The following is a 25,593-nucleotide window of genomic DNA, read 5'->3' on the forward strand; positions in this document are numbered from 1 at the left end:
TAAGAACAACCTGAATAATGGCGCTGCGCTGCGGTTATAACAAAATAATATGCAAGATAACTGTTGCGTAAATATAGCTCCAGGTACAGGGAATGAACGTGAAAAACCGCCGCAGATTACAGCGGGATATCACCTATCCCCCACTAAGGTGGAGCGAAACGAGGGGGTGGCGGGACCGTCGTCAAGCATGCCGTAATGCCCCCCCCATTGCTTCACGACGCCCCCCCCCCGGCGCGCGCTTAATCAACCAGCGCAGGGTTGACCCAACGGAGCCATTCGTCGATGCCCTCCCCGGTCTTAGCGGAGACCTCAATCACCTTCACCCCTGGATTGACCTTTTCCAGGTTGGCGCGGAAGAGCTCCATGTCGAAGTCAAGGTACGGGGCAAGATCCATCTTGTTGATAACCACTACCTGCACAGAGCGGAACATCACCGGATACTTGACCGGCTTATCCTCACCTTCAGTAATGGAGTAGACCATTGCCTTGCGAGTCTCACCGACCTCAAACTCAGCCGGACAGACGAGGTTTCCCACATTTTCAATCATGACCAGGTCAAGCGTGTCCAGATTCAGCCCCTCGAGCGCGCGGGAGACCATGGGAGCATCCAAGTGGCATTCGCCACCGAATCCGTTGCCCGTGTTCAGCAGCGAAATCTGTGCCCCGTAGCCCTCCAGGCGATCGGCATCGAGGGCCGTCTCAATATCGCCCTCGATAATGCCGACGCGCAGCTTGCCCTGCGCAGCCACCAGTGTCTTCTCCAACAGCGCGGTCTTGCCTGAACCCGGGGAGCTCATCAGGTTGATGGCCTCAACACCATGTTCGGCAAGCAACTCGCGATTATGCTCCGCGCGGTGGTCGTTCTCGCTGAAGATGTCCTCGAGGATGGTCACGCGTTCCACACCAGTTTCATAACCCGAGTGGTCGCCGTGGCTGGTGTCATTGGGGTCGGCGAGATGAACGTGGTCATGGCCGTGGTGGTGGTCATGGTCATGATGATGGTGGTGGTGTGCGTCATCGCCGTCGTGCCGGTGGAAACGTCCCATGATTAAACCGTCTTTCCTACTTGTGCGCGTCGACGTCGATGTCGACGATTGTGAACTCTTCCCCCGAGATTACGCGTCCGGGCTTTCCGCACGTGGGGCACAGCAGACCGTCGAGTGGCCCGACCTGTTCGCGATGGCCGTGCGCGCATTCGACAACGGCAGGTACCCAGTCAATCTCCAATTTCGCGTGCCCCAAACCGGTATCGCGACTGACGAAATCCCACGCGTATGAAAGGGTTTCTGGAACAACCTGACGCAGAGCGCCTATCCGCAGGTGCACAGTGCGTACATTCCGCCCCTCGGCTGCTCTCGTGACAACCTTCGCCAACTGCATGCTCAACGCTACTTCGTGCACAATCTCCAAAGTAGCAGTGCGAACGGACCCGAGTCGCTTACGTAAAGTTGAACGCATGGAAAAGGCAGGCACGACCGGGGCGGGGATGGGCACGGGCATTCAACGCATTCGCTGGCGTATCGAAGGAATCGTCCAGGGGGTCGGATTCCGCCCTTTTGTGGCCACCATCGCCCGGCGCGCGGGTCTCGTCGGCTTCTGCGGCAATGATGAGCAGGGCGTATTCATCGAGGTAGAAGGCACGTCGGACGCCCTCGCGGCCTTCCGCAGCCAGCTTTTCACCGAACTGCCGGCGCTTGCCCGCATCATCAATCACTCCGCCGAGCACATCGCTGCGCTGGGCCATGAGCGCGAGTTCACCATCGTGTCCTCTCGCCACAGCTACCCCGGCCGCGCGCTGCTTCCGCCCGACACCGCACTGTGCCCGGACTGCCGCCGTGAGTTTTTCGACCCTACCAACCCGCGCTACCTCTACCCTTTCATTTCCTGCACCAACTGCGGGCCGCGTCTGTCCATCATCACTGAACTGCCCTACGACCGCCCGCGCACCACTATGGCGGCCTTTCCGATGTGCACCCCGTGTGAGCGCGAATACACCGACCCCACCGACCGCCGCTATCACGCCCAGCCAATCAGCTGTTTCGACTGCGGACCGCATCTGAGCTGGCACGATGCAGGCGGCACCACCACCGCTACCTCCCGCGAGGAGGTTCTCGCACTCTTTCGTCGCGCACACGCGCTGCTTGACGACGGCGCCTTGCTCGCCGTCAAAGGTATTGGTGGTTTTCACCTGGTCTGCGATGCCGCCAATGGCGCTGCCTGCGAGAAACTACGGATGCGCAAGCGTCGACCCGACAAACCGCTGGCGGTAATGGCTCCCACTGTTGACACCGCTGCCCAACTGGTTGAGTTAACTGAGCAGGAGAAGCGTTTCCTCGACTCCCCTGAGGCACCGATTGTGATCGCGCCGAAGCAGCGGTCGGGGCCGCTTTCCGATCTCATCGCCCCTGGCCTCGACAGCTTCGGCATTATGCTTCCATACTCAGGCATTCACCTGTTGCTTTGCGATCGCCCGCTCGTGGTCACCAGCGGCAACCTCAGTGGCGAGCCCGTGTGCACCGACAATGCCGACGCGCTGAAGAAGCTCGGTCACATCGCCGACGCTTTCATCCTCCACGACCGCGAAATCCACGTCCCCGTTGAAGATTCGGTTTTCATCGGCACCGCCCCATCGCGCCGGTCCCGTGGCTTCGCTCCCATCCCCGTTTCAATCACGGCCACCGATTCTCGTAGCCACACGGGCACTAGCACCGGCACCAGCGCCCGTAGTACGTCGCAACCCACCATTTTCGCGACTGGCGGGGAGCTGAAGAACACTTTCGCGATCGCGCATGGGGACCTCGTTCACGTCTCCGCACACATTGGTGACATGGGTTCGTGGGCCAGTCAGAAGGCCTACCAGAAAGCAGTTGATCAGCTCCTTTCCATGCGTGACGCGACCCCGGATTTTGTCGTCTGCGACCTTCACCCGGACTACGCCACTACCGCCTTCGCCGAACGCTTCGCTGCCGAGCACGACATCGAACTGCTCTCGGTTCAACACCACTTCGCCCACGCGCTCTCCCTACTCGCCGAACACCGCCTCCTTTCCCCCAGTGCCGGTCGCGCAGTCGTCGCTACCCTCGACGGCACTGGCTATGGCACTGATGGTTCCATCTGGGGCGGCGAGATCCTCACGCTCAGTCGCAGTTCCGCAAACTGGGAACGCACCTGGCACTGCCCCTCTTTCCCATTGGTAGGCGGCGATCGTGCAGTCACGCATCCGTGGCGGCTAGCCCTCGGTCTCGCGCACGAGTGGGAGCTTGACGACGACCGTCTCTTGCGCAACCTCTCCAACGAACACGAAGTAGCGCTGGTTAAAAGCCAGCTGGCGACGGGAATTGGCACCGTGCAAACTTCGTCTCTAGGCCGCATATTCGATGCCGCCGCAGCTCTGCTGCTGCCTCGCTGGCGCGGTGGCGCGGCCATCAGCTACGAGGCGCAAGCGGCCATGGAGTTGGAGGCAGTGGCGACTCGCTACGTGAGGTCACATGCGGAAGCGCTCGGAGCGATCAGTTCAGAGACGAAGCCGGTGCCCCTCCAGGACGTCATCCCGGAGGCGGCAGCATCGCCTGACGCTGAGCAGGCCGCATTCTTGTTTCACAGTGGGGTTGCGGGCGTCGTCGGCAAGCGACTGGTGCAGGCGGCGGAGGAAGCTGGAACCGATGTTGTCGGTGTCAGCGGGGGTTGCGCGAATAATGCGCTGTTAATGGAGTTGCTACGGCGCGAAGTTGCAGCTGAGGGCTTTACTCTGTTGCAGCATCAAATCGTGCCGCCGGGCGATGGCGGCTTGAGTCTTGGCCAGGCGGTGGCCGGTCGCCTGCTGGCGGCAACCGGCATGGATGTCTAGCAGATGCGCGGCAGCGGGTCGCCGACCAACATGTCCACCATGCGGGTGCCACCGAATCCGGTGACCAGCACCACGGAAGCGGCGGGATCGTCCTCGATGGAGCCGATATCACGAGCCTCGGAAGCCCCGGCTGCGTGGAGCGCACTGAGCGCTGCCTCGGATTGCTCAGCCGGGACAACGGCGACGAAGGTGCCTTCATTGGCGACGTAGAGCGGATCGATGCCGAGCATGTCACAGGCGCCACGGGTCATTTCACGGACTGCAATGGATTCGTCGTCAAGCACGACACCAAAACCGGTGCCACGGGCGAGCTCGTTGGCGACCGTGCCGAGGCCGCCGCGGGTGGCATCGCGCATCCAGCGAGTGCCGGGTGCAGCTTCAAGTAGCGCTTCGACCAGACCGTTGACTGCGCGGGTATCGGTCTCGATAGGCGCGGCCAGAGCCAAGTCGCCGCGGGCGAGCATGACGGCCATGCCGTGATCGGCGATTGGACCGGAGACGAGGATGCGGTCTCCGGCCTCGATGTTTGTGTAGACAGATCCTTCCGTAGCGGCACCTGCGTAGTCGCCGCGGACCACGCCCACCCCGGCCGTGGTGATGTAGACCTGGTCACCTGCGCCCTTCGGCACAACCTTGGTGTCGCCGGCGACGATGCTCACCCCTGCGGCATCGGCAGCGGTGCGCATACTCGCCACGATGCGACGGAGAGTCGCGATCTCCAGCCCCTCTTCCAGGATGAACGATGCGGTCAGCGCCAGCGGCCTGGCTCCGGCTACCGCCAGATCGTTGATCGTGCCGTTGACGGCCAAATCGCCGATGTTGCCGCCCGGGAACTCGATGGGATTGACCACGTAGGAGTCAGTGGACATTGCCAAACGCGCCCCGCCATGTGCAGAAGCTGTCGCAGCCTTGACGACGGCATCGGCAGCGAAGAGCCCGGAGTCGCCACCCTGCCCTAAAACTTCATTGCCATAGGCATCGAAAAAGACCTGTTCAACCAGAGCTGCGGATGCCTTTCCGCCGGAGCCGTGTTGCAGGGTGACGTAGTCGTCGAGAAGCCTGAACGGACGTGCCCGAACGCGACCAATATTGGTGTTTACCTTGGCTTCGTTGGTGTTCAGACGATTCTTCGGCTGCATGCTCACTATCCCTAACTTCACAGCTGCTGGCGGACAAAACTGCTTGCGTCACTCGTCCTTCGAAAACGAGGCTCGCTGCTCCTGATGGTAGTCTCGAAAAGTATTGCAAACGAGGAGAAGCGTATGTGTCTTGGTGTCCCCGCCGTCATCACGGAAGTCCACGATGCTGCCCGTGCAACAGTGGAAATTGGTGGCGTCGCACGCATGATTTCCACCGATTTACTTATTGACGAGAACCTCACCGCCGGTGATTGGGTTCTCGTACATGTCGGTTTCGCCATGAGCAAGATCGACGAGGAAGAGGCCAGGCTCTCGCTCCAGCAAATCAAACAGCTAGGTGGCGACGCTTACGAGGATGAGCTGGAATCCTTCTCATCGTCACAGATCAACTAAGGGGCTGGACGGCACCATGAAATACGTTGACGAATTCCGCGATCCCGCCGCTGCGAAGAAGCTGCTCGCACGCATTGAACGCGAGGCCACCAAGCTGGAAAAGCCCATCGCACTGATGGAAGTCTGTGGCGGGCACACGCACACCATTTACCGCTACGGCTTGGAAAACCTCCTGCCGGAGAACATCGAGCTGATTCACGGACCCGGCTGCCCCGTCTGTGTCATCCCCATGGGGCGCGTCGACGATGCCATCTGGCTGGCACAGCAGGAAGACGTCATTTTCACGACCTTCGGCGACATGATGCGCGTGCCGGGGTCCGAAACGTCGCTGATGCAGGCACGTGCGCGCGGCGCCGATGTACGCTTTGTCTACTCGCCTCTCGACGCGCTGAAAATTGCCACCGACAACCCCGATAAGCAGGTCGTTTTCTTCGCCGTCGGGTTCGAGACCACCGCCCCGTCGACTGCCGTGACCGTTGAGGCCGCACGCCGGCAGGGTGTGGAAAACTTCTCCGTGTTTTCCAACCACGTACTTATCGAGCCGCCGCTGCGCGCCATCGTCAACGGCGGCGAAACCAAGGTTGATGGGTTTATCGGCCCAGGCCACGTGGCCACCACCACCGGCACGGACGCTTTCGAGTTCCTGCCGCGCGAGTTCAATCTGCCAGTGGCGGTCACCGGTTTTGAGCCATTGGATGTACTCCAGGCCGTCGTCATGCTGCTAGATCAATTCGTCAGCGGCGACGTTGCTGCCGGTAAGTCGCGGGTGGACAACCAGTACGCGCGCGTTGTGCGCTCCTCCGGCAACACCACCGCGCAGAAACTTATGGACCGCGTCTTTTCCCTCCGCGACATCTTCGAGTGGCGCGGCCTCGGCTGGATTGAAAACTCCGGCCTCGGCATCTCTGAGGAATACGCAGCATTCGATGCCGAGCGCCGTTTCCAGGTGCCGGGGCGCCGGATCCCAGACCCCGTGACCTGCGAATGCGGATCTGTGCTCACCGGCCACATCAAGCCGTGGCAATGCGCGGTCTTCGGCACCGCCTGCACCCCGGCGACCCCCATCGGCACCTGCATGGTCTCCCCCGAAGGCGCTTGTGCGGCGTACTACAACTTCGGCCGCATCGACCGGAAAGTCACCGAGAACCTGGCGAAATCCCGCCGCTAGTTACTCCGTAATTCCCGCACGCGCGAGCGCTGCCACCGCCTGCTTTACGACGGGCGCGTCAATCATCTCGCCATCGAGCTGGAAGGCGCCAGTGTGCGTACCTGCGTGATCGACAATCTTCCGGGCGCGGGCGAGCGTTGCTTCCGACGGCTTATATGCCTTGCGCACCGGCGGCACCATCGCCGGGTGGATGCAGGCCGTAGCCAAGAAACCACAGCCCACGGCATCGAGAGCCTCTAGGTACTGGCCGCGCTCATCGCGAAAGTCAGTATGAACGGCATCAATGGCGGCAATACCCGCTGCAGCTGCATGCACCTGAACGAGTGCACGAGCCAATCGCTGCGGATCGCGGTAGTGGCGACGAGGGTTTTCATCCACACTCTGACGCGAGGACGCCCCACCGAGTTCGGCGGTCAGGTCTTCGGCACCCCAGAACAGCCCCACAACGTCCTGGTGCGTGGCAATCTGCTGGATATTAATCATGGCCTGCGGGGTTTCAATCATCGCGATGATCTTCAACCCTTCGAGCTCTGCGGGAATGGAGTCTCGAATCTTGGGCACCATGACGATGTCGTAGTCACATGTACGGGCAAAGGCGACATCCTCCGCGAAGGTCGGAGTCCCAGGACCGGTAATCCGAAGAATAGTCACCTCCGGGTCGAGCGGATTGTTGATGATGTTCGCACGTGCCTGCTCGTGATTGTCAACGGCAGCGCCGTCCTCCAGGTCAATAATGACCATGTCCGATCGTTCAGCAGCTTTCTGGAAACGTTCCGGACGGTCAGCCGGGGCGAAGAGTAGCGCCGGGCCAGAGGGAAGCCAAGGGAAGGTCTGTTCACCATCGAGGGAGCTAAAGCCTGTCATAGCTCCTAACCTAATTGAAAACTCGAATCACCTTCGCGCAGGCTCTCCCAGGAGACAACAAAACCCGCGTTGTGGGGTCCATAGAGTGGAAACCACAACGCGGGTTTACTGAGTTTTTAACCTATGCGATTAGTCGCGGTACAGCAGCAGCGCGTCGCCCTGGCCGCCGCCACCACACAGGGACACACCAGCGCGACCCGAACCGCGACGGTTCAGCTCCATTGCAGCGGTCAGAGTCAGGCGGGCACCGGAGCAGCCAATCGGGTGGCCGAGGGCAATCGCGCCACCGTGGATGTTGGTCTTTTCCAGCGGGTAGTCCAGCTCACGCAGGGACTTGACGGCCACCGCACCAAATGCCTCGTTGATCTCGATGAAGTCAAGCTCCTGCGCGTCCCACTCAGCGCGACGCAGAGCCTCCTTCAAAGAGTCCGCCGGCTGAGCGTGCAGGGAGTTATCCGGACCTGCGGTCTGGCCGGCCTTGCCCACAACTGCGAGGTAGTCCAGGCCGTGCTTCTCTGCGTAGGCACGCGATGCCAGCACAACTGCTGCGGCACCGTCGGAAATCGGCGAGGAGTTACCGGCAGTGATGGTGCCGTTTTCCTTCAGGAAGACCGGACGCAGCTTAGCCAGGGTCTCCACAGTGGTCTCCGGGCGAATGCCCTGGTCGGTGTCGACAACTACCGGGTCACCCTTGCGCTGCGGAATCTCGATTGGAGCGATTTCCTGCGCGAAAATGCCGTCTTCCTGCGCCTTGGCTGCACGCTGGTGAGAAGCGGCCGCAACTTCGTCCTGCTGCTCGCGGCTAATGCCGAGGTCGCTGTTCGGACCGTCGGTAAGCGTACCCATGGACACACCATCGAAGGAGTCGACTAGACCGTCGCGCTCCAAGGTGTCCTCCAGCTTCAGCGCACCGAAGGACTTGCCCTGACGAACACCGCGTGCAACGTGCGGAGCGTGCGTCATGGACTCCTGACCACCTGCAACAACAACGTCTGCATCACCGAGACGAATCAGGCGAGCGGCGTGAATGACAGCGTTTAGGCCTGAGAGGCAGACTTTGTTAACGATCTCAGCGGTCGTATTCCATGGCAGACCTGCCTTAATGGCGACCTGTCGGGCCGGGTTCTGGCCAGCGCCTGCGAGAATCACCTGGCCCAGAACGACGTGCTGAACCTCTTCCGGGGCAACGCCGGAACGCTGGACAGCGTGCTTGACAGCATGTGCGCCGAGTTCGACGGAAGTAAGCGGTGCCAGCTGGCCGAGCAGCTTGCCCTGCGGGGTGCGGGCACCGGCGAGGATAACGACATCATTCGGGCTGGGAGTTGGAAGGTTACTCATGGATGGATTCTCCTAAGTCAAATCTGATGAGTGTGGACTGACCATGATTGCTGCGTATTTAATTCTCGAGGTCAACCACGTATGCGGCTTCGGTGTTGGCCTCGATATCGGCTAGCGTCACCCCAGGTGCCAGCCTGCGTAACACCAGGTGATCATCAGCGACATCGAAGCTTCCCAGGTTGCTAATAATCCTTTTCACTACTTTTGCACCTGTGAGGGGCAGTTCGCAGGCTTTTACCAATTTTGGTTTGCCATCTTTGGAAACGTGATCGGTCAAAACCACCACTCGAGGGGTACCAGCGACTAAGTCCATCGCGCCGCCCATGCCCTTGACCATCTTTCCTGGAATCATCCAGTTGGCCAGGCCACCGCACTGGCTAACCTCCATTGCACCCAACACGGCCATTTTCACAGCACCGCCGCGAATCATGCCGAAGCTGGTGGCGGAGTCGAAGATTGCCGCGCCCGGCACCAATGTCACGGTCTGCTTGCCCGCATTGATAAGGTCGGCGTCCTCTTCACCTTCATATGGGAAGGCGCCCATTCCCAGAATTCCGTTTTCACTCTGCAGCAGAACACGCACACCTTCGGGAATATGGTTTGCCACCAGTGTCGGAATGCCGATACCCAGATTCACATAGTCGCCATCGCGCAGCTCTTCGGCGGCCTGCTGTGCCATCTCGTCACGGCTCCAGCCCTTGTCCATAATTGTCTTCGCAGGTGCCATTTAAATCTCCTCCCCTGCTGCCGCGTCACCGGCATCGTGGCTGGAATCGGTATTGCGTGGCCGAGTTGTGCGCTTTTCAATGAGCTTCTCACGGCCGTCACCGCGGACGATGTGCTGGATATACACACCCGGAGTCATCACCAGATCCGGGTCGATCTCACCGCGGCCAAGCAAGTGCTCCACCTCCGCAACGGTCACCCTGCCGGATGCTGCGCACAGCGGGTTGAAGTTCTGCGCGGTCCGGCGATAGACAAGGTTGCCCTCGATATCGCCGTGGTAGGCGTGCACCAGGCCAATGTCAGCAACGATGCCACGCTCCTGCACGTAGGTCTGCCCGTCGAAGTCGGCGTGGGGCTTGCCCTCTGCAACGAGCGTGCCGACGCCGGTTGCGGTGTAGAACGCGGGAATACCTGCGCCCCCTGCGCGAAGCCGCTCAGCCAGAGTTCCCTGAGGGGTGAACTCCACCTCGATTTCTCCTTCGAGGTACTGGCGGGCAAACTCCTTGTTCTCGCCGACGTAGGAGGCCACTACCTTTGCCACCTGTTTGTTCTCCAACAGAATGCCGAGTCCAGTACCGTCAATGCCCATGTTGTTGGACACGATGGTGAGGTCTTTTGCCCCGGAGTCGCGCACGCCTTCGATGAGGGTATATGGCACACCACACAGGCCAAAGCCGCCAACTGCCAGGGTCATTCCATCAGTGACAAGGCCTGCGACAAGCTCTCGGCCGGTCTGATCAGTTGTTTTTGACATTGTTCTACACCCAGCCCAGGATTCGCGGAGCCATCTCACGCATCTCGACCTTGCGGACCTTGCCCGACGCGGTCATCGGGAACTCTTCGACGACGTGGACGTAGCGCGGAATCTTGTGACGCGACAGCTTGCCGTGGGCAAAGGCCGCCACATCGTCAGCGGTGAGGTCTTCCACATCGTCGTGCAGAATTACCCATGCCATAATCTCTTCGCCGTACTTGTCATCCGGCACACCGATGACCTGCGCATCGACGACAGCCGGGTGGGTGAACAGGAACTCTTCAATTTCGCGCGGGTAGATGTTCTCACCGCCACGGATGAGCATGTCCTTAATACGTCCGGTGATGGACAGGTAGCCCTCGTCGTCAAGCACACCCAAGTCGCCGGTGTGCATCCAGCCGTCGGCGTCGATGGCCTCGGCGGTTTTTTCCGGGTGTTCCCAGTACTCCTTCATAACGGAGTATCCGCGAACGACAACCTCGCCCTGTTCGCCTCGCGGCAGCGTCTCACCCGTTTCTTCACAAATGATGCGGGCTTCCAAGTGCGGCATGATTTGGCCGACGGTGTTGACGCGCTTTTCCAGCGGAGAATCCGCGCGGGTCTGGAAGGACACCGGCGAGGTCTCCGTCATGCCGTAACAGATGGCAATCTCGTGCATATTGAGTTTGTCCATCACATCACGCATGGTCTTCGACGGGCACGAGGTACCTGCCATCACACCTGTGCGCAGCAGCGACAGGTCGTAAGGGGATCCGTATTCCTCCTGATCATGAGCTTCTTCAAGCTCATTGATGAACATCGTCGGCACGCCGTAGAGGCTGGTGGCCTTGGCCGAGTGCACAGCCTTGAGTGTTTCACGCGCCTTAAACGACGGGGCCGGGATGACAATAGCGGCACCGTGGGTGAAGGCGGCGAAGGTGCCAATCACCATGCCGAAGGTGTGGAAGAACGGCACCGGCACACAGATGCGGTCGGTCTCGGTGTAGCCCAACAGCTCACCGATGAAGTATCCATTGTTCAGCAGGTTGCGGTGCGTTAGCGTAGCGCCCTTGGGAAAACCTGTCGTGCCCGAGGTGAACTGGATGTTGATCGGATCATCCGGCTTCAGCTGGGAGGTGTACTCGCTCAAGTCGTCGATTTCGCTGTGCATGTGCTCGTACCATTCGGACGAACCGAAGTAAATGACCTTGTCCAAGCGCACACCGCGCTGCTTGGAGGCCTCGATCAGCATAGTTCGGTAATCGGAGTCCTTGTAGCGGCGAGCGGCAAAAACCATACGCACACCTGCCTTTTCCAGCACGTAGTTCAGCTCGTGCTGGCGGTAAGCCGGGTTGATGTTGACCAGCACCAAGCCGATGTGGTGGCAGGCGTACTGCACCACGGTCCACTCCCATCGGTTGGTAGACCAAATGCCGATGCGGTCTCCTGGACGGTAGCCCTCCCGGATGAAAGCGCTGGCCAGGCGCAAAACTCGGTTGTAGAAACGCTCAAAGGTAAAGGAGACATCCGCGTAGACGTCAACGACGGCGTCGCGGGAAGGGAATTTCTCCACAATCGCACGCAGGTTCTCACCGAGGGTCTCATCGCGAAGTGGAGCGGCACCTTGCTCGACACCGGCGCCGAACACGTGGCTCATCTTGTTGCCATCGGCATCGACAACATCCTTGCCGTATGGTGCCGGCACAGTGGTGAAGCCCTCCGGCAGCTTCGAAGGATCAGCAGTGCGCTGTTCTGCGTGGTTCTTCAATGTCGCGGTCATGGGGAGATCTCCTTGGTTTAAGTGACTCCGCAGAGTGCGGAGTGTGTGAGAGGAAAATGTGTTCTTTAGGCGGATAAATCAGTGGTCGTTACCGGCCGTGGGACTAACCGGTTACAGCAGCTCGCCGAGCAATGGCTTCTGCTTGACGGAAGAGCGGCGCATCCACCATCCGGCCGTCAAAGCTGAAGGCACCGGTGTTCTCTTCCGCTTCCGCCAAGAGCCGACGCGCCCAGTCAATCTCCTCGTCGCTGGGGCGGTAAGCCTGGCGAATTGTCGGGACCTGACCGGGGTGGATACAGACGGTGGCGGCAAATCCCAACGCAGCGGCATCCGCTGCCTCCGCAGCTAGCCCATTCGCGTCGGAGATATTGACATAGATGGAATCCAGACTGGCCTTACCGTGCGCCGCTGCAGCCAGGTGAACGTGGCTGCGGGTATGTACCGCCACACTGCGGTAGCTACCCGCATGGATACGGCCCGGCACGAGTGCAGCCTCTGCTTCGCTAAAGCGTGATGACGTTCCCGCCAATCCCGCCACCAGGTCCTCTGCGCCCCAGAACAGTGCAACGACACCATCGGCCCGTGCCAGCTCTTCGGCGCGCATGACCCCAAGCGGAGTTTCAATAAGGGCAATGACCTGGGTCTTCTCCCCCAGTGCCGCTACCAACTCATCCACTTGCTGAGCCGATGAAGCCTTGGGCAGCATCACCTGGCGGAAAGCGGTGCCACGCAGCATGTCAATATCCGCTGCGTAGTCCTCAACCTCCGGTGGATTGACACGCACAATCGTGCGGGCCGGGTCGAGGTCACAGGAGGCGATAGCCTCGCGGGCGGCCTCACGGTTTTCTGCGCGACAGCCGTCCTCCAGGTCCAGAATCACCATGTCGGCACGGTCAGCAGCTTTAGCGAATCGTTCCGGCCTGTCTGCCGGCGCAAACAGAATTGCAGGGCCCAGCGGCTGCCAGGAGTTATGCGTAGACATGGGCCACTCACTTCCCCGCTGAAGCTGCGTTCTCGGAGCCGTCGTCAAGCGAAGTCGGTGCGCATTGGACGAGCGTGGACCGGACGGCGCGGCAGACGACGGTGCCGTCCTGATTGCGACCGATGTGCTCGAGCTCGACAATGCCCTGGTTGGGGCGGGACTTGGACAGACGCTTGTTACGGCAGACGGTCTCTGCATACAGGGTGTCGCCGTGGAACATCGGTGCGGGAAACGCCACTTCGGTGAAGCCGAGGTTGGCGACGATGGTGCCGAGCGTCAGCTGCCCGACGGACAGCCCGACAACCGTCGACAGCGTCCACATGGAGTTGACCAGCCGCTCGCCGCCGAATCCCGGCTGCTGGCTCGACCAATGCGCATCCAGGTGCAGTGGCTGGGTGTTCATGGTCAGCGTCGTGAAGAGGACGTCATCGGTTTCAGTGACGGTTCGCCCCGGACGGTGCAGGTAACGCGCGCCGACCTCGTACTCTTCGAACCACAGTCCGCGCTGGACGACGTCGTGGGTGACTTCGGTTACGTTGTTGTCAGCCATTTTTACAGCCCCAATCCGCGTGCGATCAGCATGAGCTGAACTTCGGTGGTGCCCTCGCCAATCTCCAGAATCTTGGAGTCGCGGTAGTGACGTGCCACGCGGTACTCGTTCATGAATCCGTAGCCACCGAAAATCTGTGTCGCGTCGCGCGCGTTGTCCATCGCGGCCTCGGAGGCAATCATCTTGGCGATGTACGCTTCACGACGGAAATCTGCGCCCGCGGCCATCTTTGCGGCTGCGTCGTACCACGCCATACGTGCGGCATGCGCACGCGCTTCCATTCGTGCGATCTTGAAGGAAACAGCCTGGTACTCACCAATCGCTCGGCCCATGGAGTGGCGTTCCTTTGCGTGGCGAACAGACTCGTCGACACAGCCCTGCGCAGCACCAGTGGCAAGAGCTGCAATCGCGACTCGGCCCTCCGCCAAGATGGACAGGAAGTTAGCGAAGCCGCGACCACGGGTGCCCAGCAGGTTCTCCTGGGGGACGCGGACATCGGTAAAGGTCAGTGGGTGGGTGTCGGAGGCATTCCAACCGACCTTGTCGTAAGCCGGTTCCGCGACAAAGCCCTCCGTGCCACTCGGCACGATGATGGTAGAAATCTCCTTCTTTCCATCGTCCTTCTGGCCGGTGACTGCGGTGACAGTAACCAGCGAAGTGATGTCGGTACCGGAGTTGGTGATGAACTGCTTGGCACCGTTGATGACGAAATCATCGCCGTCTTCACGGGCTGTCGTGCGGGTGGCACCGGCGTCGGAACCTGCATCCGGCTCGGTGAGACCAAAACCGGCCAGCTTCTTACCAGCAGTCAGCTCGGGCAGGTAGGTCTCCTTCTGCTTGTCATTGCCGAAGTGGAAGATTGGCATGGCACCTAGGCCAACGCCCGCTTCCAGGGTGATAGCGACCGACTGATCGACTTTAGCTAGCTCCTCCAGAGCAATACCGAAGGACAGGTAGTCACCGCCCATGCCACCGACTTCCTCGGGGAATGGCAGACCGAACAGGCCCATTTCTCCCATCTGCGAGACAATCTCGTACGGGAAGGTGTGGTTGCGGTCATGCTCGGCAGAAACCGGATCGACAACTTCATTGGCAAATTCGCGAACTACTTTCTGCAGTTCCACGTATTCGTCGTCGAGGATGGCGGTTGCAATCTTGGTGCTTTCGGACATGATGAGTGCTCCTTAAAGATTTTGTAGGTGTGGGACCTGATTGGTGCGTTTTGTGTGGGTTTTTATTCCTCGGCTTCGGCTACGGTGATGACGGCCAGCTGCTGGTCACCGGTGACCTGATCGCCCGGCGCGACGGTGAAGCTAACCTCACCTGCAATTTCGGCGGTGAGAGTGTGCTCCATCTTCATGGCCTCCATGACCAACAGAGCGTCACCAACTTCGACGCGGGTTCCCTCCTCCACCGCCAGCGCGATAATCGCGCCGGGCATCGGAGCTTGGATAACTCCTGAGCCACCGGCATCGGCTTCGGCGCCGGTGGTGACTACCTCGGTGCGGGGCAATACCCAGGTGCCGTGGGCACCGGCGACGACGTATTCTTCGTGGTTCGCTGACCCAGCGTTGTCGATGGTTTCGACCAGGAAGTGCTGTGCAACTCCGTCGCGGACGATGCGCAGATGTTCCCCGTCGCGATAGACCGAAACTTTGTAATTTCGCGGTTCTGGAACGTCGATATCTTCGTTCTCCGCTTCGGCCGACAGACCTGCGACTACGTCACCGACAACGACGTCGGTACTCGACGGGGTGCCCACAATCGAGATCAGACGCGAGTTCTCCCCTGCCCCGAAGCGAATGCGCTGCGCGGCAGGCGCACTGGCACGCCAGCCATCCGGGGTGAGCCACGGTGAGTCGGTGGCCTCTTCAAAGCGAGAAGCCAGCCAGTCCATCGCGGCGGCGAGGTACACATCGTCCGGTGTTTCGGTGGTGGCGAAACCTTCGGCAACGCGGTCGAGCAGACCGGTATCGAGATCGCCGGCGCGAACCTCGGGGACGTTCAGCAGATAGCGACAAAAATCGATATTGACTCCGACACCTGCGACAACGGTGTCTCCCAGCGCCTTGTCCAGTCGCTCGAGCGCCTGCTCGCGGTTTTCACCGTAGGAGATGATCTTCATCAACATCGGGTCATAGAGAGATGAGACCTCGGAACCGTCGACAATGCCGGAATCCACCCGGATCCCCGCCCCGCTCGGCTCGACGACACGTGTGACCGTGCCACCGGTGGGCAGGAATCCCGCCGCCGGGTCTTCGGCGTATACGCGAGCTTCAATCGAGTGACCGGTAAGAGTTACATCTTCCTGAGCAACCGGCAGTGGGCGTCCCGAGGCAATGTCAACCTGCAGCGCCACCAGATCCAGGCCGGTGACCTGCTCAGTCACGGGGTGCTCAACCTGCAGGCGCGTATTCATCTCCATGAAGAAGAACGACGACGGGTCCTTCGCCGGCACAATGAACTCCACCGTGCCCGCGCCGACGTAGCCAACCGAGCGTGCCGCGTCACAGGCCGCTTCACCAATTGCGCTGCGCGTTTCCTCATCCAGCAGAGGGCTCGGCGCTTCCTCGATGACCTTCTGATGGCGTCGCTGCAGCGAGCACTCACGCTCGCCCAAGTGGATTACATTGCCGTGTTTATCTGCGAGAATCTGCACCTCGATATGCCGCGGGGTGTCGACGAAGTGCTCGATGAACAGGGAATCATCGCCGAAGGCACCCGCCGCTTCACGACGAGCTGTTGCGAGTGCCGCCGGCAGGTCAGCAGCATTTTCCACGCGGTGCATCCCCTTGCCGCCACCGCCTGCCGACGGCTTAATCAGTACAGGAAAGCCAATCGATGGGGCTGCCTCAATGAGGTCCTCGTCGCTAAGCCCGGGGCGAGAAAGACCCGGCACGGTGGGAACATCGCGGGCTTCGACGGCAGCGCGGGCGGAGATTTTGTCACCCATGATGTTGATGGCGCTGGCCGGTGGGCCAATGAATTCAATACCTGCTTCCTCACAGGCGGTCGCGAAGTCTGCGTTTTCAGACAGAAAGCCGTAACCGGGGTGGATTCCGTCTGCGTCGCAGCGGCGAGCGGCATCGATGATCTTGTCGATAACCAGATAGGACTCGCGTGCCGGAGATGGGCCAATGTGGATGGCCATATCCGCCATGCGGACGTGAGGGGCGTCGGCATCGGCATCCGAGTAAACCGCGACGGAGCGAATTCCGTTGTCACGAAGGGTTCGAATAATGCGGCAGGCAATCTCCCCGCGGTTTGCGACCAATACGGTACTCAGGCTGCCGCCAGCTGCGTGGGGCTGCGTGTTGTGCGCTGTCATGTGCCCTGTGTTTCCTTTCCAGAAAATGCGGTGTCGAGAGTTTTTAGCTGGTTACTACATGCGGAAGATGCCGAAGCCCTGTTCATCCAGGGGCGCGCCACTTGCCACATCGAGGGCCATGCCAAGAATTCGGCGGGTATCTGCGGGATCGATGACACCGTCATCCCACAGGCGAGCCGATGAGTAATAGCAGTGCGACTGGCGCTCAAACTGCTCGCGGATCGGAGCTTCAAACTCCTCCTGGTCTTCCTGCGACCAGCTCTCACCTGAGCGTTCAATCTGGTTGCGACGAACCGTCGACAGCGTCATCGCCGCCTGTGGACCGCCCATGACGGAAATGCGAGCATTCGGCCACATCCAGAGGAAGCGCGGCGAATATGCGCGACCGCACATAGAGTAGTTGCCGGCGCCGAAGGCACCGCCGATGACTACGGTGAACTTGGGCACGCGGGTGGTAGCCACGGCGTTGACCATCTTGGCGCCGTGCTTTGCGATACCGCCGGCCTCGTATTCGCGACCAACCATGAAGCCCGTGGTGTTCTGCAGGAATACCAGTGGGATGCCGCGCTGATCACACAGCTCGATGAAGTGCGCACCCTTCTGTGCAGATTCCGCGAAGAGAATGCCGTTGTTGGCGATAATGCCGACGCGGTGCCCGTGAATGCGGGCGAAAGCAGTGACCAGGGTCGTACCAAATTCGGCCTTGAACTCCTGGTATTGGCCTCCATCCACAATAATTTCAATGACCTCGTGAACGTCGTAAGGCACTTTGGCATCGACGGGGACGACATCGTAAAGATCGGTCTGGTTGCGAGTCGGCGCGACGGTGGGCTCTGTGTCCCACGGAACTTCCGGGTCCTTGGGGAGCGTTGCGACGATATCGCGGACACGACGCAGTGCGTCGGCATCGTTAACTGCGAGATGGTCAGTAACGCCGGAGGTCTTGGAGTGCAGTTCGCCGCCACCGAGTTCCTCTGGTGTGACATCTTCACCAGTTGCAGCCTTAACCAGTGGTGGGCCTGCCAGGAAGATGGTGCCCTGGTTTTTCACAATGACCGCTTCATCACTCATTGCCGGCACATAGGCGCCACCGGCGGTACAGGATCCCATCACGGCGGCAATCTGCGGAATCCCGCGAGCGGAGAGGTTGGCCTGGTTGTAGAAAATGCGACCGAAATGATCGCGATCAGGGAAAACTTCATCCTGGTTGAGAAGCATGGCCCCGCCGGAGTCGACCAGGTAAATGCACGGCAAGTGGTTAAGGCTGGCAATCTCCTGTGCGCGCAGGTGCTTCTTGACAGTCAACGGGTAGTACGTTCCGCCGGAAACGGTTGCGTCATTGGCTACAACCAGGCAGCGACGACCTTCGATGATGCCAATGCCGGCGATGACGCCAGCAGCCGGAACCTTGCCGCCATACATTTCGTGGGCCGCTAGAGGTGCGACCTCAAGGAAAGGGCTGCCGGGGTCAAGCAGTTGGTTGATGCGCTGACGTGGCAGCAGCTTACCGCGGGAAATATGGCGAGCACGGGCACGTTCGGAACCACCGCGTGCTGTCGTGCTGAGCAACTCTTTGAGCTCTGCGACGAGCTCTTCGTGGCGCTGTCGGTTGGTCAATGCTGGGGCGTGAGTCATGGGCGAAATACTTTCCGTTAATGACTATTAACTTTCTTGACGGAAAGGTTAATGTGACCACAGTCACTTCACAACAAGTTTTGTTTCCTAGGTCATACTTTTACCCCCGGATGCCTTTCAGACAGCTTGAAGTACACACCCCTCCCCGAGGTCACAACATGTTTCCAATAGAGATTTAAGTTTCTCCTAGAAATCTGTTTCGGGGGGGGTAAATTCACTTGGATAAGACCGACCGCTCCACACAATAAAACCGCCTGACCTCACACTGCTGAGCACAGTGAGGCCAGACGGCAGAAGAATAAATACGGATTATTGGTTGTTAATGCCCAGCGCAGCAAGGGCCATCTCAAAGGCATTATCCCTTGTCGCCTCGGGACCCGCCCATTTGAGCACATGTCTGGAAGAGTTAATCAACCCAGCGGTGAGCTGGACTTTAAGCTGCGCCTCGTCGGAGGTGAGTTCGGGCTGTAGTTCACGCAGAGCGTCCACCCATAAGACCATGTAAAGACGCTGCAAGGAACGCACTTTTGCGCTCTGCTCTGGCGCTAGATTTCCGCCTTCACGTTCTTGGACACGAATGCGATCGGGCTCCGTGACTGCAAAATGCACGTGATGCGCAAGGAGGCCCCGAAGAGTCTCCTCTGGACCCCAATCATTGCTCTTTGCTCGATCGAGAACTGCTCGCGCACCATCGACAAGTCGGATAGAAATATCGATGAGGATCTGCGCCAACAGCTCTTCCTTGCCGCTGAAGTAGCGGTAAAGAGCTGGGCCAGAAATGCCAACAGCGGAGCCAACATCCTCCAACCGAGTCTGATGAAACCCTCGGTCGGCCAGGATCGCAGCAGCAGCGGAGAGAATCTCTGCTTCTCGACGCCGTCGCGCTTCGGTTCTACGTGACATAAGCCCTTATGTTAAACGCATTGGAGCTGTTACGTCTGCATAATTCTCACCAATACCTGCCCCAACATGTGTCTGCATCGTCCGCCGCTCAGCAACGGACACGCATCCTCGCCCACAGGTCCCCACACGTCCGGGGATAGAAAAACCGCCGAAGTGACAGTTAGCACCTCGGCGGTTAGCCCTTAGCCCGTGAAAGAATTAGTGGAAGAAGTGGCGTGTACCAGTCATGTACATGGTGACGCCAGCTTCCTTGGCAGCAGCGATGACCTCTTCGTCACGGATGGAGCCACCTGGCTGGACAACTGCCTTCACACCGGCATCAATCAGGACCTGCAGGCCGTCAGCGAACGGGAAGAAGGCATCGGACGCAGCGTAGGCTCCCTGAGTACGGTTTTCTCCGTCGGCAAGCGTATTTGCGCGCTCAACGGCGAGCTTTGCGGAGTCCACGCGGTTGACCTGGCCCATGCCGACGCCGACGGTGGCGTTGTTCTTGGACAGCAGGATGGCGTTGGACTTCACGGCGCGGACGGAGCGCCATGCAAACTCGAGCTCAGCCAGCTCTTCAGCATTCAATGCCTCGCCGGTTGCCAGCTCCCAGTTCTCCGGCTTATCGCCCTCTGCCTGGTAGGTATCCGGATCCTGGGTAAGCAGACCACCCGAGATGAACTTGTTCTCGGTGGTCGGTGCTTCGTACTCGGCGACGAGAATACGCAGATTCTTCTTGGCCTTCAGTACCTCAACGGCACCGTCTTCGTAGGACGGAGCGACGATGACCTCGGTGAAGATGTCCTTGACCTGCTCGGCCATCTCAACGGAGACCTCGCGGTTGACGGCGATGACACCGCCAAATGCGGACATCGGGTCACATGCGTGAGCTGCGCGGTGAGCTGCGGCGATGGACTCATCCGAGACTGCGATGCCGCACGGGTTAGCGTGCTTGATGATTGCCACACACGGACGCTCGTGATCCCAGGCGGCACGCCATGCGGCGTCGGCATCCTGGTAGTTGTTGTACGACATCTCCTTGCCGTTCAGCTGCTTGGCGTTTGCCAGCCCCTTGGTACCAATGCGGGTCAGAGTTGCCGACTGGTGAGAGTTCTCGCCGTAGCGCAGCGGAGTCGGAGTGGATCCCTCAGCGCCACCGAGCTGCTCAACAAACCAGTTGGACACAGCTGCGTCGTAATCAGCGGTGTGCAGGAAAGCGTCGCGAGCGAACTCACGGCGCTGCTCGAGGGTGAAGCCGCCTTCCTTCACGGCGGTAGCGACATCGCCGTAACGAGCCGGGTCGACGACGATGGCGACCGACGGGTGGTTCTTCGCCGCAGCGCGAACCATCGACGGGCCTCCAATGTCGATCTGCTCCACGCATTCGTCGTAGGAAGCGCCCGAGGCAACGGTCTCCCGGAACGGGTACAGATTAACGACAACGAGCTGGAAAGCCTCCACACCGAGCTCCTTAAGCTGAGCCAGGTGGTCTTCCTTGCGAGTATCAGCCAGAATACCGGCGTGAACACGCGGGTGCAGCGTCTTCACACGGCCCTCGAGACACTCCGGGAAACCAGTGAGATCCTCAACCGGGGTCACAGGCACGCCAGCTGCAGCAATCTTGCCAGCCGTGGAACCGGTGGAAACGATTTCCACGCCAGCCTCGTGCAGGTCGCGAGCCAGCTCCTCGAGCCCAGTCTTGTCGTAGACGCTAATCAGAGCGCGCTTGATCGGTTTACGCTGCGTGTTGTCGTTGGTCATTTCAGATAAGCCTTTCGTCCGTCACGCTCAATTCCGTGATCGGCAATCGAGTGCAATACATCAACCAGGAGTCGGCGTTCGACAACCTTGATTCGTTCGTGCAGGGTCTCCACCGTGTCGTCGTCCTCGACGGCCACTGGCTGCTGCGCCAGAATCGGCCCGGTGTCCACTCCATTATCAACAATATGCACGGTCGTGCCGGTGACCTTCACCCCGTAGTCAAGTGCATCCGGTACCGCACGCGCCCCTGGGAAGGACGGCAGCAGCGCAGGGTGCGTATTAATGATGCGATTGCTGTAGGCCTCCACAAATGATGGCCCCAGAATGCGCATGAAACCCGCCGAGACAACGATATCCGGCGAAAAACTGTTCACGGCCTCTAAAACACGAATATCCCAACCTTCTCGGTCCTTCTTTGCCTCAGCATCGAAAGGCACCCGAAAAGTTGGGATATTGAGGTTTTGAGCCCTCTCCAGCGCCGGACAATCCTTGTCCGAACCAACCGCGACAATCTGAACCTTTTCAGCGTCCAGCAGTTCCAGCATCGACTGCAAAAGGGAGCCCAGGCCAGAGGCCAGGACTACGATGCGTAGCTGCTTGCTGGAGGAATTATTGTGCGAAATTTCTGCGACGGGCTGTGCTTCAGTCACGGCGTTTAGCTTACCCAGCCCGACAGAGACCCCAAATTCCGCTCCCCCTAAGTTGGCTTAGCTCTTTTGGCTTGACGACGGTTCCCCATCGCCACCCTCCTCCGAGTCTTCGGTGTCCTCATCGGATTCACCCTCATCGGTCGCATCTACTTCGCTCGGCTCTCCTCCGCCTGCGGCGCTTTCCGAATCCTCTTCAGAGTCGTCCGATTCCTCAGCGTCTTCTGAAGCATCTTCAGACTCAGCACCGGACTCTGATTCCTCCTCTGTGTCGGACTCGACTTCGTCTTCGGAGGTCGCTTCATCTTCGGAGGTCGCTACGACTTCCCCGTCGACAATCTCCTCCGACTCCTCTGACTCCTCCGAGCTGTCCCCGTCATTGTCGGACTTATCGGCGTCGCCGGCATCCTCAGCCTCAGCATGACCGTTTCCATCTCCCGCAGGCTTCGGCGGGAACTTTTCTGCGGCCACTTCCGAGACTCTCTTGTCCCTACCAAGTGACGGCAGACCGGTCATCGCAACAACCACGATGGCCCCCGGAACAACCAGCCACATCGAGCCGAGCAGTCCAGTCAGCCACCAGGAGGCACCGGCCCACCCAAAGATGCCAACCTCACCGCCGAGCAGCCAAGCCAGCCCCATGAGGAACATGATTGACCACACGGCAGCGAGAACGACGACCAGGTAGGGCTGCTTCGGTGCAGATTTCTTCAGGAATGCCACGACGCGCCAAGCTGCGACGGCTGGCGGTAGCACAATCAGCACTCCGAAAGCCCAGTGCGCCAGCGACTGAGGCATGGCAGCCAAAATCGGCAGGGGTGGCAGCTGAGCCGGGTGCACTGCGAATAGTCCAGCCTCCGCAGGCCCGAACGTCGATTTTCCACCTACCAGCACACCGACAGCACCGAAGGCTACATTCGGCAGGTACAGCAGCGAGAGACCGCTGACCGCAACACTTTCACCGGCGGTATCCGTGATTGCAAATGTCTCTGCCAGCAACTCTCGATGCCAAATCAGCGAAACGAGTGTCACCGCAACACCGACCAGCCACAGCCATGCCACGTAGCTGACCGCCAGTCGCGCAGACCCGAGCAACCATTCCGGCAACTTCCGGCGCAGCAGTAGTGCACGCAGCAACCGCTGCCCCATTCCCAGCACCAAGGCCACGAGATTTACGAGCAGCGCAGCCGCAATCGCCAGACCGAAACTGGGGGTCTGAACGCGGGGAAACACCTTCGACGCGTCGTAAAGCATGAGCCACGCGATGATGGTGAGAACAATGGGCGTGCCCAAATACGCGCCGACCAACGCGCGCACGTCCTTGATGCTGATGCGGTCAGCGACCTCGCGGCGCACCCGCCAAGCGATGAATGCCACCGTCAGCACTGCGGGTAGCGCCGGCGTGAGCCCCAGCGTCGTGCCGTTAAAGCGGAACGGGGCAAGGTTAAACATCATCCACAGCGACGCGATACTCGCTGGAAGCGGAGACATTCCAGCGCCGCTGACGATGACGCCAATCAGAGCTACCGAGATGATGAACAGCAATACGACGCCGTAAGAACCGGCAACAGACAGCCCAAACCGGCGCACACGGGGAGAGTTAATGAAACGACGGAACCCCGAGGGACGCCCCTTGCGTGACGACGTTCCGGAGCCCCCCGCTTTCATCTTCGTCGTGGCGCCTCGATTGCTGTCGGCACCGACGCTGCGCGCACCGCCAGTCCGGCCGGCCTGCGTGTTCTGCCATGCGCGGGCAGTGCGCTCACTGTGCTCACTGCGGACGCTACGGGAACCACCGCCGCTGCCACCGGCACCGGTGCGGCTTCGCCGATTTCGATCGCTACCGGAGGAACCTCTCCGCGAATCCGCGCCTTTCACAGTGACATCGTCCTTCCCGCGTCTAATCATTGACAGCTGATTGCCCACCTATATAGATAGGGTGCCACGCAAGGGTGCGTCACAGCCATGGCCATATAGTGCCATACATACAACGCCTCTTTGTTTAGGCATTGCAGAGTCTAATTTGAAGCTACGGATCCCAGGACGGACGGTATCCGTTGAGTCCGATCTCCTCCGCTGCCCCCCCCCAAAGTGGCTTCGCCGTTGGTTTCCATTTGCCAACGTCGATGGGTTACCTTTTGTCACCCCCGCTACCACACCCTTAGTTCACCCGGAAACTACTTGCCGACCTCCCTACCCACCCCCTCGATTAAGGGGCATCCGCCATAAATCCCCTGGCAACACACCGGTTGCGCTTCACCGGATCCGTGATACAAGACAACAGCCCCACGGTCGCAGCACGGCTCTATTGAACTGAAACTGACAAATTAGTGAACAAGTTCTCTAAATATGAGTTGCTTGCCCTATATCGAACCGTTATTATCGCAGAAGTTAGATAACAGTTGGGTTACAAAGAGTTTCGTTGGCAGGGAGATTGAAGTGACGTTTTTCAATGCTCGTCGCGGAGGCGGAAAGCACCGCAAGGTAGAGGTTTCCGCAACTTCTCGCGCAGCACTGGTCGCGCTGTCCGCATCGACGATTGCTTCTTCCAACGCGGTCGCCCACGCAGCTGAGACCGAGAATAAGGCTCCGGAGAACTCAGCTTCGACTCAGACCCGCGCTGCTCAGCCGAAGAACAATGCTCCGATGGTGCTGGCCTCCAGCTCCTTCAATCCGAGCACTAACCTCAGCGACCACCTCGCTACGGCGTTGCAGTACAACCAGGAGCGCGTTGCTCGCGACCAGGCTGCCCGCGCTCCGAAGCTCTCCATCCCGACCGTGGGGCTGCTGACCTCACCGTTCGGTTCGCGCTGGGGCACTTTCCACTATGGTGTCGACCTGGCTAACGTCACCAACACCCCAATCATGTCCGTCATGGACGGCACTGTTATCGATGCAGGCCCGGCTCAGGGCTACGGTCAGTGGATCCGCGTTCGCCATGACGACGGCTCTGTTTCCGTCTACGGCCACATTGAGTCCATCTACGTTGCTGTCGGCGAAGCTGTCCGAGCTGGCCAGGTCATTGCTGGTATGGGTAACCGTGGCTTCTCCACCGGTACGCATCTCCACTTCGAGATTCACCCGGATGGCACCACCCCGGTCGACCCGGTGACCTGGTTCATCGAGCGTGGTCTGAACCTGAACTAATCAGGTATCGGCACAAATACGAGCAGGCCTGGCCGCTCTGCGAGGGCTCTACTTGTGCACTGTCCCCCTGTTTGACTGCGGCTGCAAGCCTCGTCTGATTAATTTTTCAGAAACCGACATCACCGCCGGTACTGGGGCTTTACTCTTGACACATGGCAGAGACTCAAACATTCCGCATGTGGAAGAAGTTGGCTGCGACTCCGGTCGTCGGCAAGCGTTTATTTTCCTTAGCCGCCGCATTGACGGCGCCATATTTCCGCACGATCTGCCCCAAGTTAGAGACGATGCAGCCTGGACTGGCGGTAGCGCATATGCCCGCTTGGTGGGGCGTGCGTAATCACATTAAGTCCGTGCATGCGATTGCTGCGTGTAACCTCGCTGAGTTCGCGATGGGCATGCTCTGTGAGGCCAGCGTACCGACAACGCATCGCTGGGTTCCAAAGGGCATGACGACGAACTACAAGCGCATCTCCGTTGGTGGTCTGACGGCTGTGGCCAAGGCTGAGTTGCCGGACTTCTCCACCATCACACCGGAGACTGGCGGGGTAGATTTTCCCGTCCACATCGTGCTGACCGATGCCAACGGCACCGAAGTGCAAGATGCCACCATCAACTGCTGGGTGACGGCGAAGAAGCCTAAGTAGCCTCCACGCGATAGTGGCACGTG

The 25,593-nt window shown here is 59.9% G+C and carries 22 protein-coding genes; 5 read left to right on the top strand and 17 right to left on the bottom strand.

The genetic code is table 11. The annotated features are described in order from the left end of the window. Positions 1–239: 239 nt before the first annotated feature. Both hypB and HMPREF2860_RS05675 read right to left on the bottom strand, forming a co-directional pair. On the bottom strand, positions 240–1,046 hold the full coding sequence (gene hypB / locus HMPREF2860_RS05670) for a hydrogenase nickel incorporation protein HypB (RefSeq protein ID WP_038627874.1): 807 nt from the start codon (positions 1,044–1,046) through the stop codon (positions 240–242). Between the two features lie 16 nt (positions 1,047–1,062). After that, entirely contained in the window at positions 1,063–1,380 is a 318-nt protein-coding gene (locus tag HMPREF2860_RS05675) for a hydrogenase maturation nickel metallochaperone HypA (protein WP_038627871.1), read from the bottom strand. A gap of 76 nt (positions 1,381–1,456) precedes the next feature. Here HMPREF2860_RS05675 and hypF point away from each other — a divergent pair, with 76 nt between their 5' ends. Continuing rightward, positions 1,457–3,847: a carbamoyltransferase HypF gene (gene hypF / locus HMPREF2860_RS05680; RefSeq protein ID WP_052155582.1), complete on the top strand. Its 2,391-nt coding sequence runs from the start codon at positions 1,457–1,459 to the stop codon at positions 3,845–3,847. On the opposite strand, the gene hypE is transcribed toward hypF, so the two are convergent. Next, complete coding sequence (gene hypE / locus HMPREF2860_RS05685) at positions 3,844–4,986, bottom strand: hydrogenase expression/formation protein HypE (RefSeq protein WP_070628651.1); 1,143 nt, start codon at positions 4,984–4,986, stop codon at positions 3,844–3,846. The two genes, hypF and hypE, sit on opposite strands and share 4 nt — an antisense overlap. A gap of 123 nt (positions 4,987–5,109) precedes the next feature. On the opposite strand from hypE, the gene HMPREF2860_RS05690 reads away from it, so the two are divergent. Both HMPREF2860_RS05690 and hypD read left to right on the top strand, forming a co-directional pair. Continuing rightward, the gene (locus HMPREF2860_RS05690) at positions 5,110–5,379 is read left to right on the top strand and encodes a HypC/HybG/HupF family hydrogenase formation chaperone (RefSeq protein WP_038629409.1); all 270 of its coding nucleotides are present in this window, start codon (positions 5,110–5,112) and stop codon (positions 5,377–5,379) included. Between the two features lie 16 nt (positions 5,380–5,395). Next, entirely contained in the window at positions 5,396–6,547 is a 1,152-nt protein-coding gene (gene hypD / locus HMPREF2860_RS05695) for a hydrogenase formation protein HypD (protein ID WP_038627869.1), read from the top strand. On the opposite strand, the gene HMPREF2860_RS05700 is transcribed toward hypD, so the two are convergent. The 14 genes from HMPREF2860_RS05700 to HMPREF2860_RS05765 form a co-directional block, all read right to left on the bottom strand. Continuing rightward, positions 6,548–7,411: an HpcH/HpaI aldolase/citrate lyase family protein gene (locus tag HMPREF2860_RS05700; RefSeq protein WP_038627866.1), complete on the bottom strand. Its 864-nt coding sequence runs from the start codon at positions 7,409–7,411 to the stop codon at positions 6,548–6,550. Positions 7,412–7,540: 129 nt separating this feature from the next. After that, a complete protein-coding gene (locus HMPREF2860_RS05705) occupies positions 7,541–8,749 on the bottom strand; it encodes an acetyl-CoA C-acetyltransferase (protein ID WP_049182283.1) in 1,209 nt (402 codons plus the stop codon). Positions 8,750–8,807: 58 nt separating this feature from the next. Beyond that, a complete protein-coding gene (locus HMPREF2860_RS11245) occupies positions 8,808–9,476 on the bottom strand; it encodes a 3-oxoacid CoA-transferase subunit B (RefSeq protein ID WP_038627860.1) in 669 nt (222 codons plus the stop codon). Next, complete coding sequence (locus HMPREF2860_RS11250) at positions 9,477–10,229, bottom strand: CoA transferase subunit A (RefSeq protein WP_038627858.1); 753 nt, start codon at positions 10,227–10,229, stop codon at positions 9,477–9,479. Positions 10,230–10,233: 4 nt separating this feature from the next. Further along, positions 10,234–11,988 (bottom strand): AMP-binding protein, encoded by a 1,755-nt coding sequence (locus HMPREF2860_RS05720; RefSeq protein ID WP_038627856.1) that lies wholly within the window; start codon positions 11,986–11,988, stop codon positions 10,234–10,236. A gap of 103 nt (positions 11,989–12,091) precedes the next feature. Beyond that, complete coding sequence (locus tag HMPREF2860_RS05725; protein ID WP_070560895.1) at positions 12,092–12,970, bottom strand: HpcH/HpaI aldolase/citrate lyase family protein; 879 nt, start codon at positions 12,968–12,970, stop codon at positions 12,092–12,094. Between the two features lie 7 nt (positions 12,971–12,977). After that, complete coding sequence (locus HMPREF2860_RS05730) at positions 12,978–13,520, bottom strand: MaoC family dehydratase (RefSeq protein ID WP_038627852.1); 543 nt, start codon at positions 13,518–13,520, stop codon at positions 12,978–12,980. A gap of 2 nt (positions 13,521–13,522) precedes the next feature. Further along, entirely contained in the window at positions 13,523–14,692 is a 1,170-nt protein-coding gene (locus HMPREF2860_RS05735; protein ID WP_049182292.1) for an acyl-CoA dehydrogenase family protein, read from the bottom strand. A gap of 62 nt (positions 14,693–14,754) precedes the next feature. Beyond that, positions 14,755–16,848: an acetyl-CoA carboxylase biotin carboxylase subunit gene (locus HMPREF2860_RS05740; RefSeq protein WP_070628652.1), complete on the bottom strand. Its 2,094-nt coding sequence runs from the start codon at positions 16,846–16,848 to the stop codon at positions 14,755–14,757. A 54-nt stretch (positions 16,849–16,902) separates the two neighbouring features. Next, positions 16,903–18,483 (bottom strand): carboxyl transferase domain-containing protein, encoded by a 1,581-nt coding sequence (locus tag HMPREF2860_RS05745; protein ID WP_049182293.1) that lies wholly within the window; start codon positions 18,481–18,483, stop codon positions 16,903–16,905. A 309-nt stretch (positions 18,484–18,792) separates the two neighbouring features. Then, the gene (locus HMPREF2860_RS05750; RefSeq protein ID WP_038627845.1) at positions 18,793–19,386 is read right to left on the bottom strand and encodes a TetR/AcrR family transcriptional regulator; all 594 of its coding nucleotides are present in this window, start codon (positions 19,384–19,386) and stop codon (positions 18,793–18,795) included. A 198-nt stretch (positions 19,387–19,584) separates the two neighbouring features. Further along, on the bottom strand, positions 19,585–21,132 hold the full coding sequence (gene purH / locus HMPREF2860_RS05755) for a bifunctional phosphoribosylaminoimidazolecarboxamide formyltransferase/IMP cyclohydrolase (protein WP_016422167.1): 1,548 nt from the start codon (positions 21,130–21,132) through the stop codon (positions 19,585–19,587). Beyond that, positions 21,129–21,782, bottom strand: coding sequence for a phosphoribosylglycinamide formyltransferase (purN, locus tag HMPREF2860_RS05760; RefSeq protein WP_016422166.1), 654 nt, complete (start codon positions 21,780–21,782; stop codon positions 21,129–21,131). Before purN ends, purH begins: the two co-directional genes overlap by 4 nt. A 57-nt stretch (positions 21,783–21,839) precedes the next feature. Continuing rightward, positions 21,840–23,687 (bottom strand): cell division protein PerM, encoded by a 1,848-nt coding sequence (locus HMPREF2860_RS05765; RefSeq protein ID WP_070560889.1) that lies wholly within the window; start codon positions 23,685–23,687, stop codon positions 21,840–21,842. 531 nt (positions 23,688–24,218) lie between these two features. Between HMPREF2860_RS05765 and HMPREF2860_RS05770 the strand changes: the two genes are divergently transcribed. Together HMPREF2860_RS05770 and HMPREF2860_RS05775 are read left to right on the top strand one after the other, a co-directional pair. Further along, complete coding sequence (locus tag HMPREF2860_RS05770; protein WP_083300229.1) at positions 24,219–24,926, top strand: M23 family metallopeptidase; 708 nt, start codon at positions 24,219–24,221, stop codon at positions 24,924–24,926. Between the two features lie 152 nt (positions 24,927–25,078). Next, complete coding sequence (locus HMPREF2860_RS05775) at positions 25,079–25,570, top strand: hotdog fold domain-containing protein (protein WP_049190290.1); 492 nt, start codon at positions 25,079–25,081, stop codon at positions 25,568–25,570. The last annotated feature ends 23 nt before the right edge of the window (positions 25,571–25,593 follow it).

The sequence above is a fragment of the Corynebacterium sp. HMSC064E10 genome (assembly GCF_001812505.1).
In the GTDB taxonomy this organism is placed as follows: domain Bacteria; phylum Actinomycetota; class Actinomycetes; order Mycobacteriales; family Mycobacteriaceae; genus Corynebacterium; species Corynebacterium amycolatum.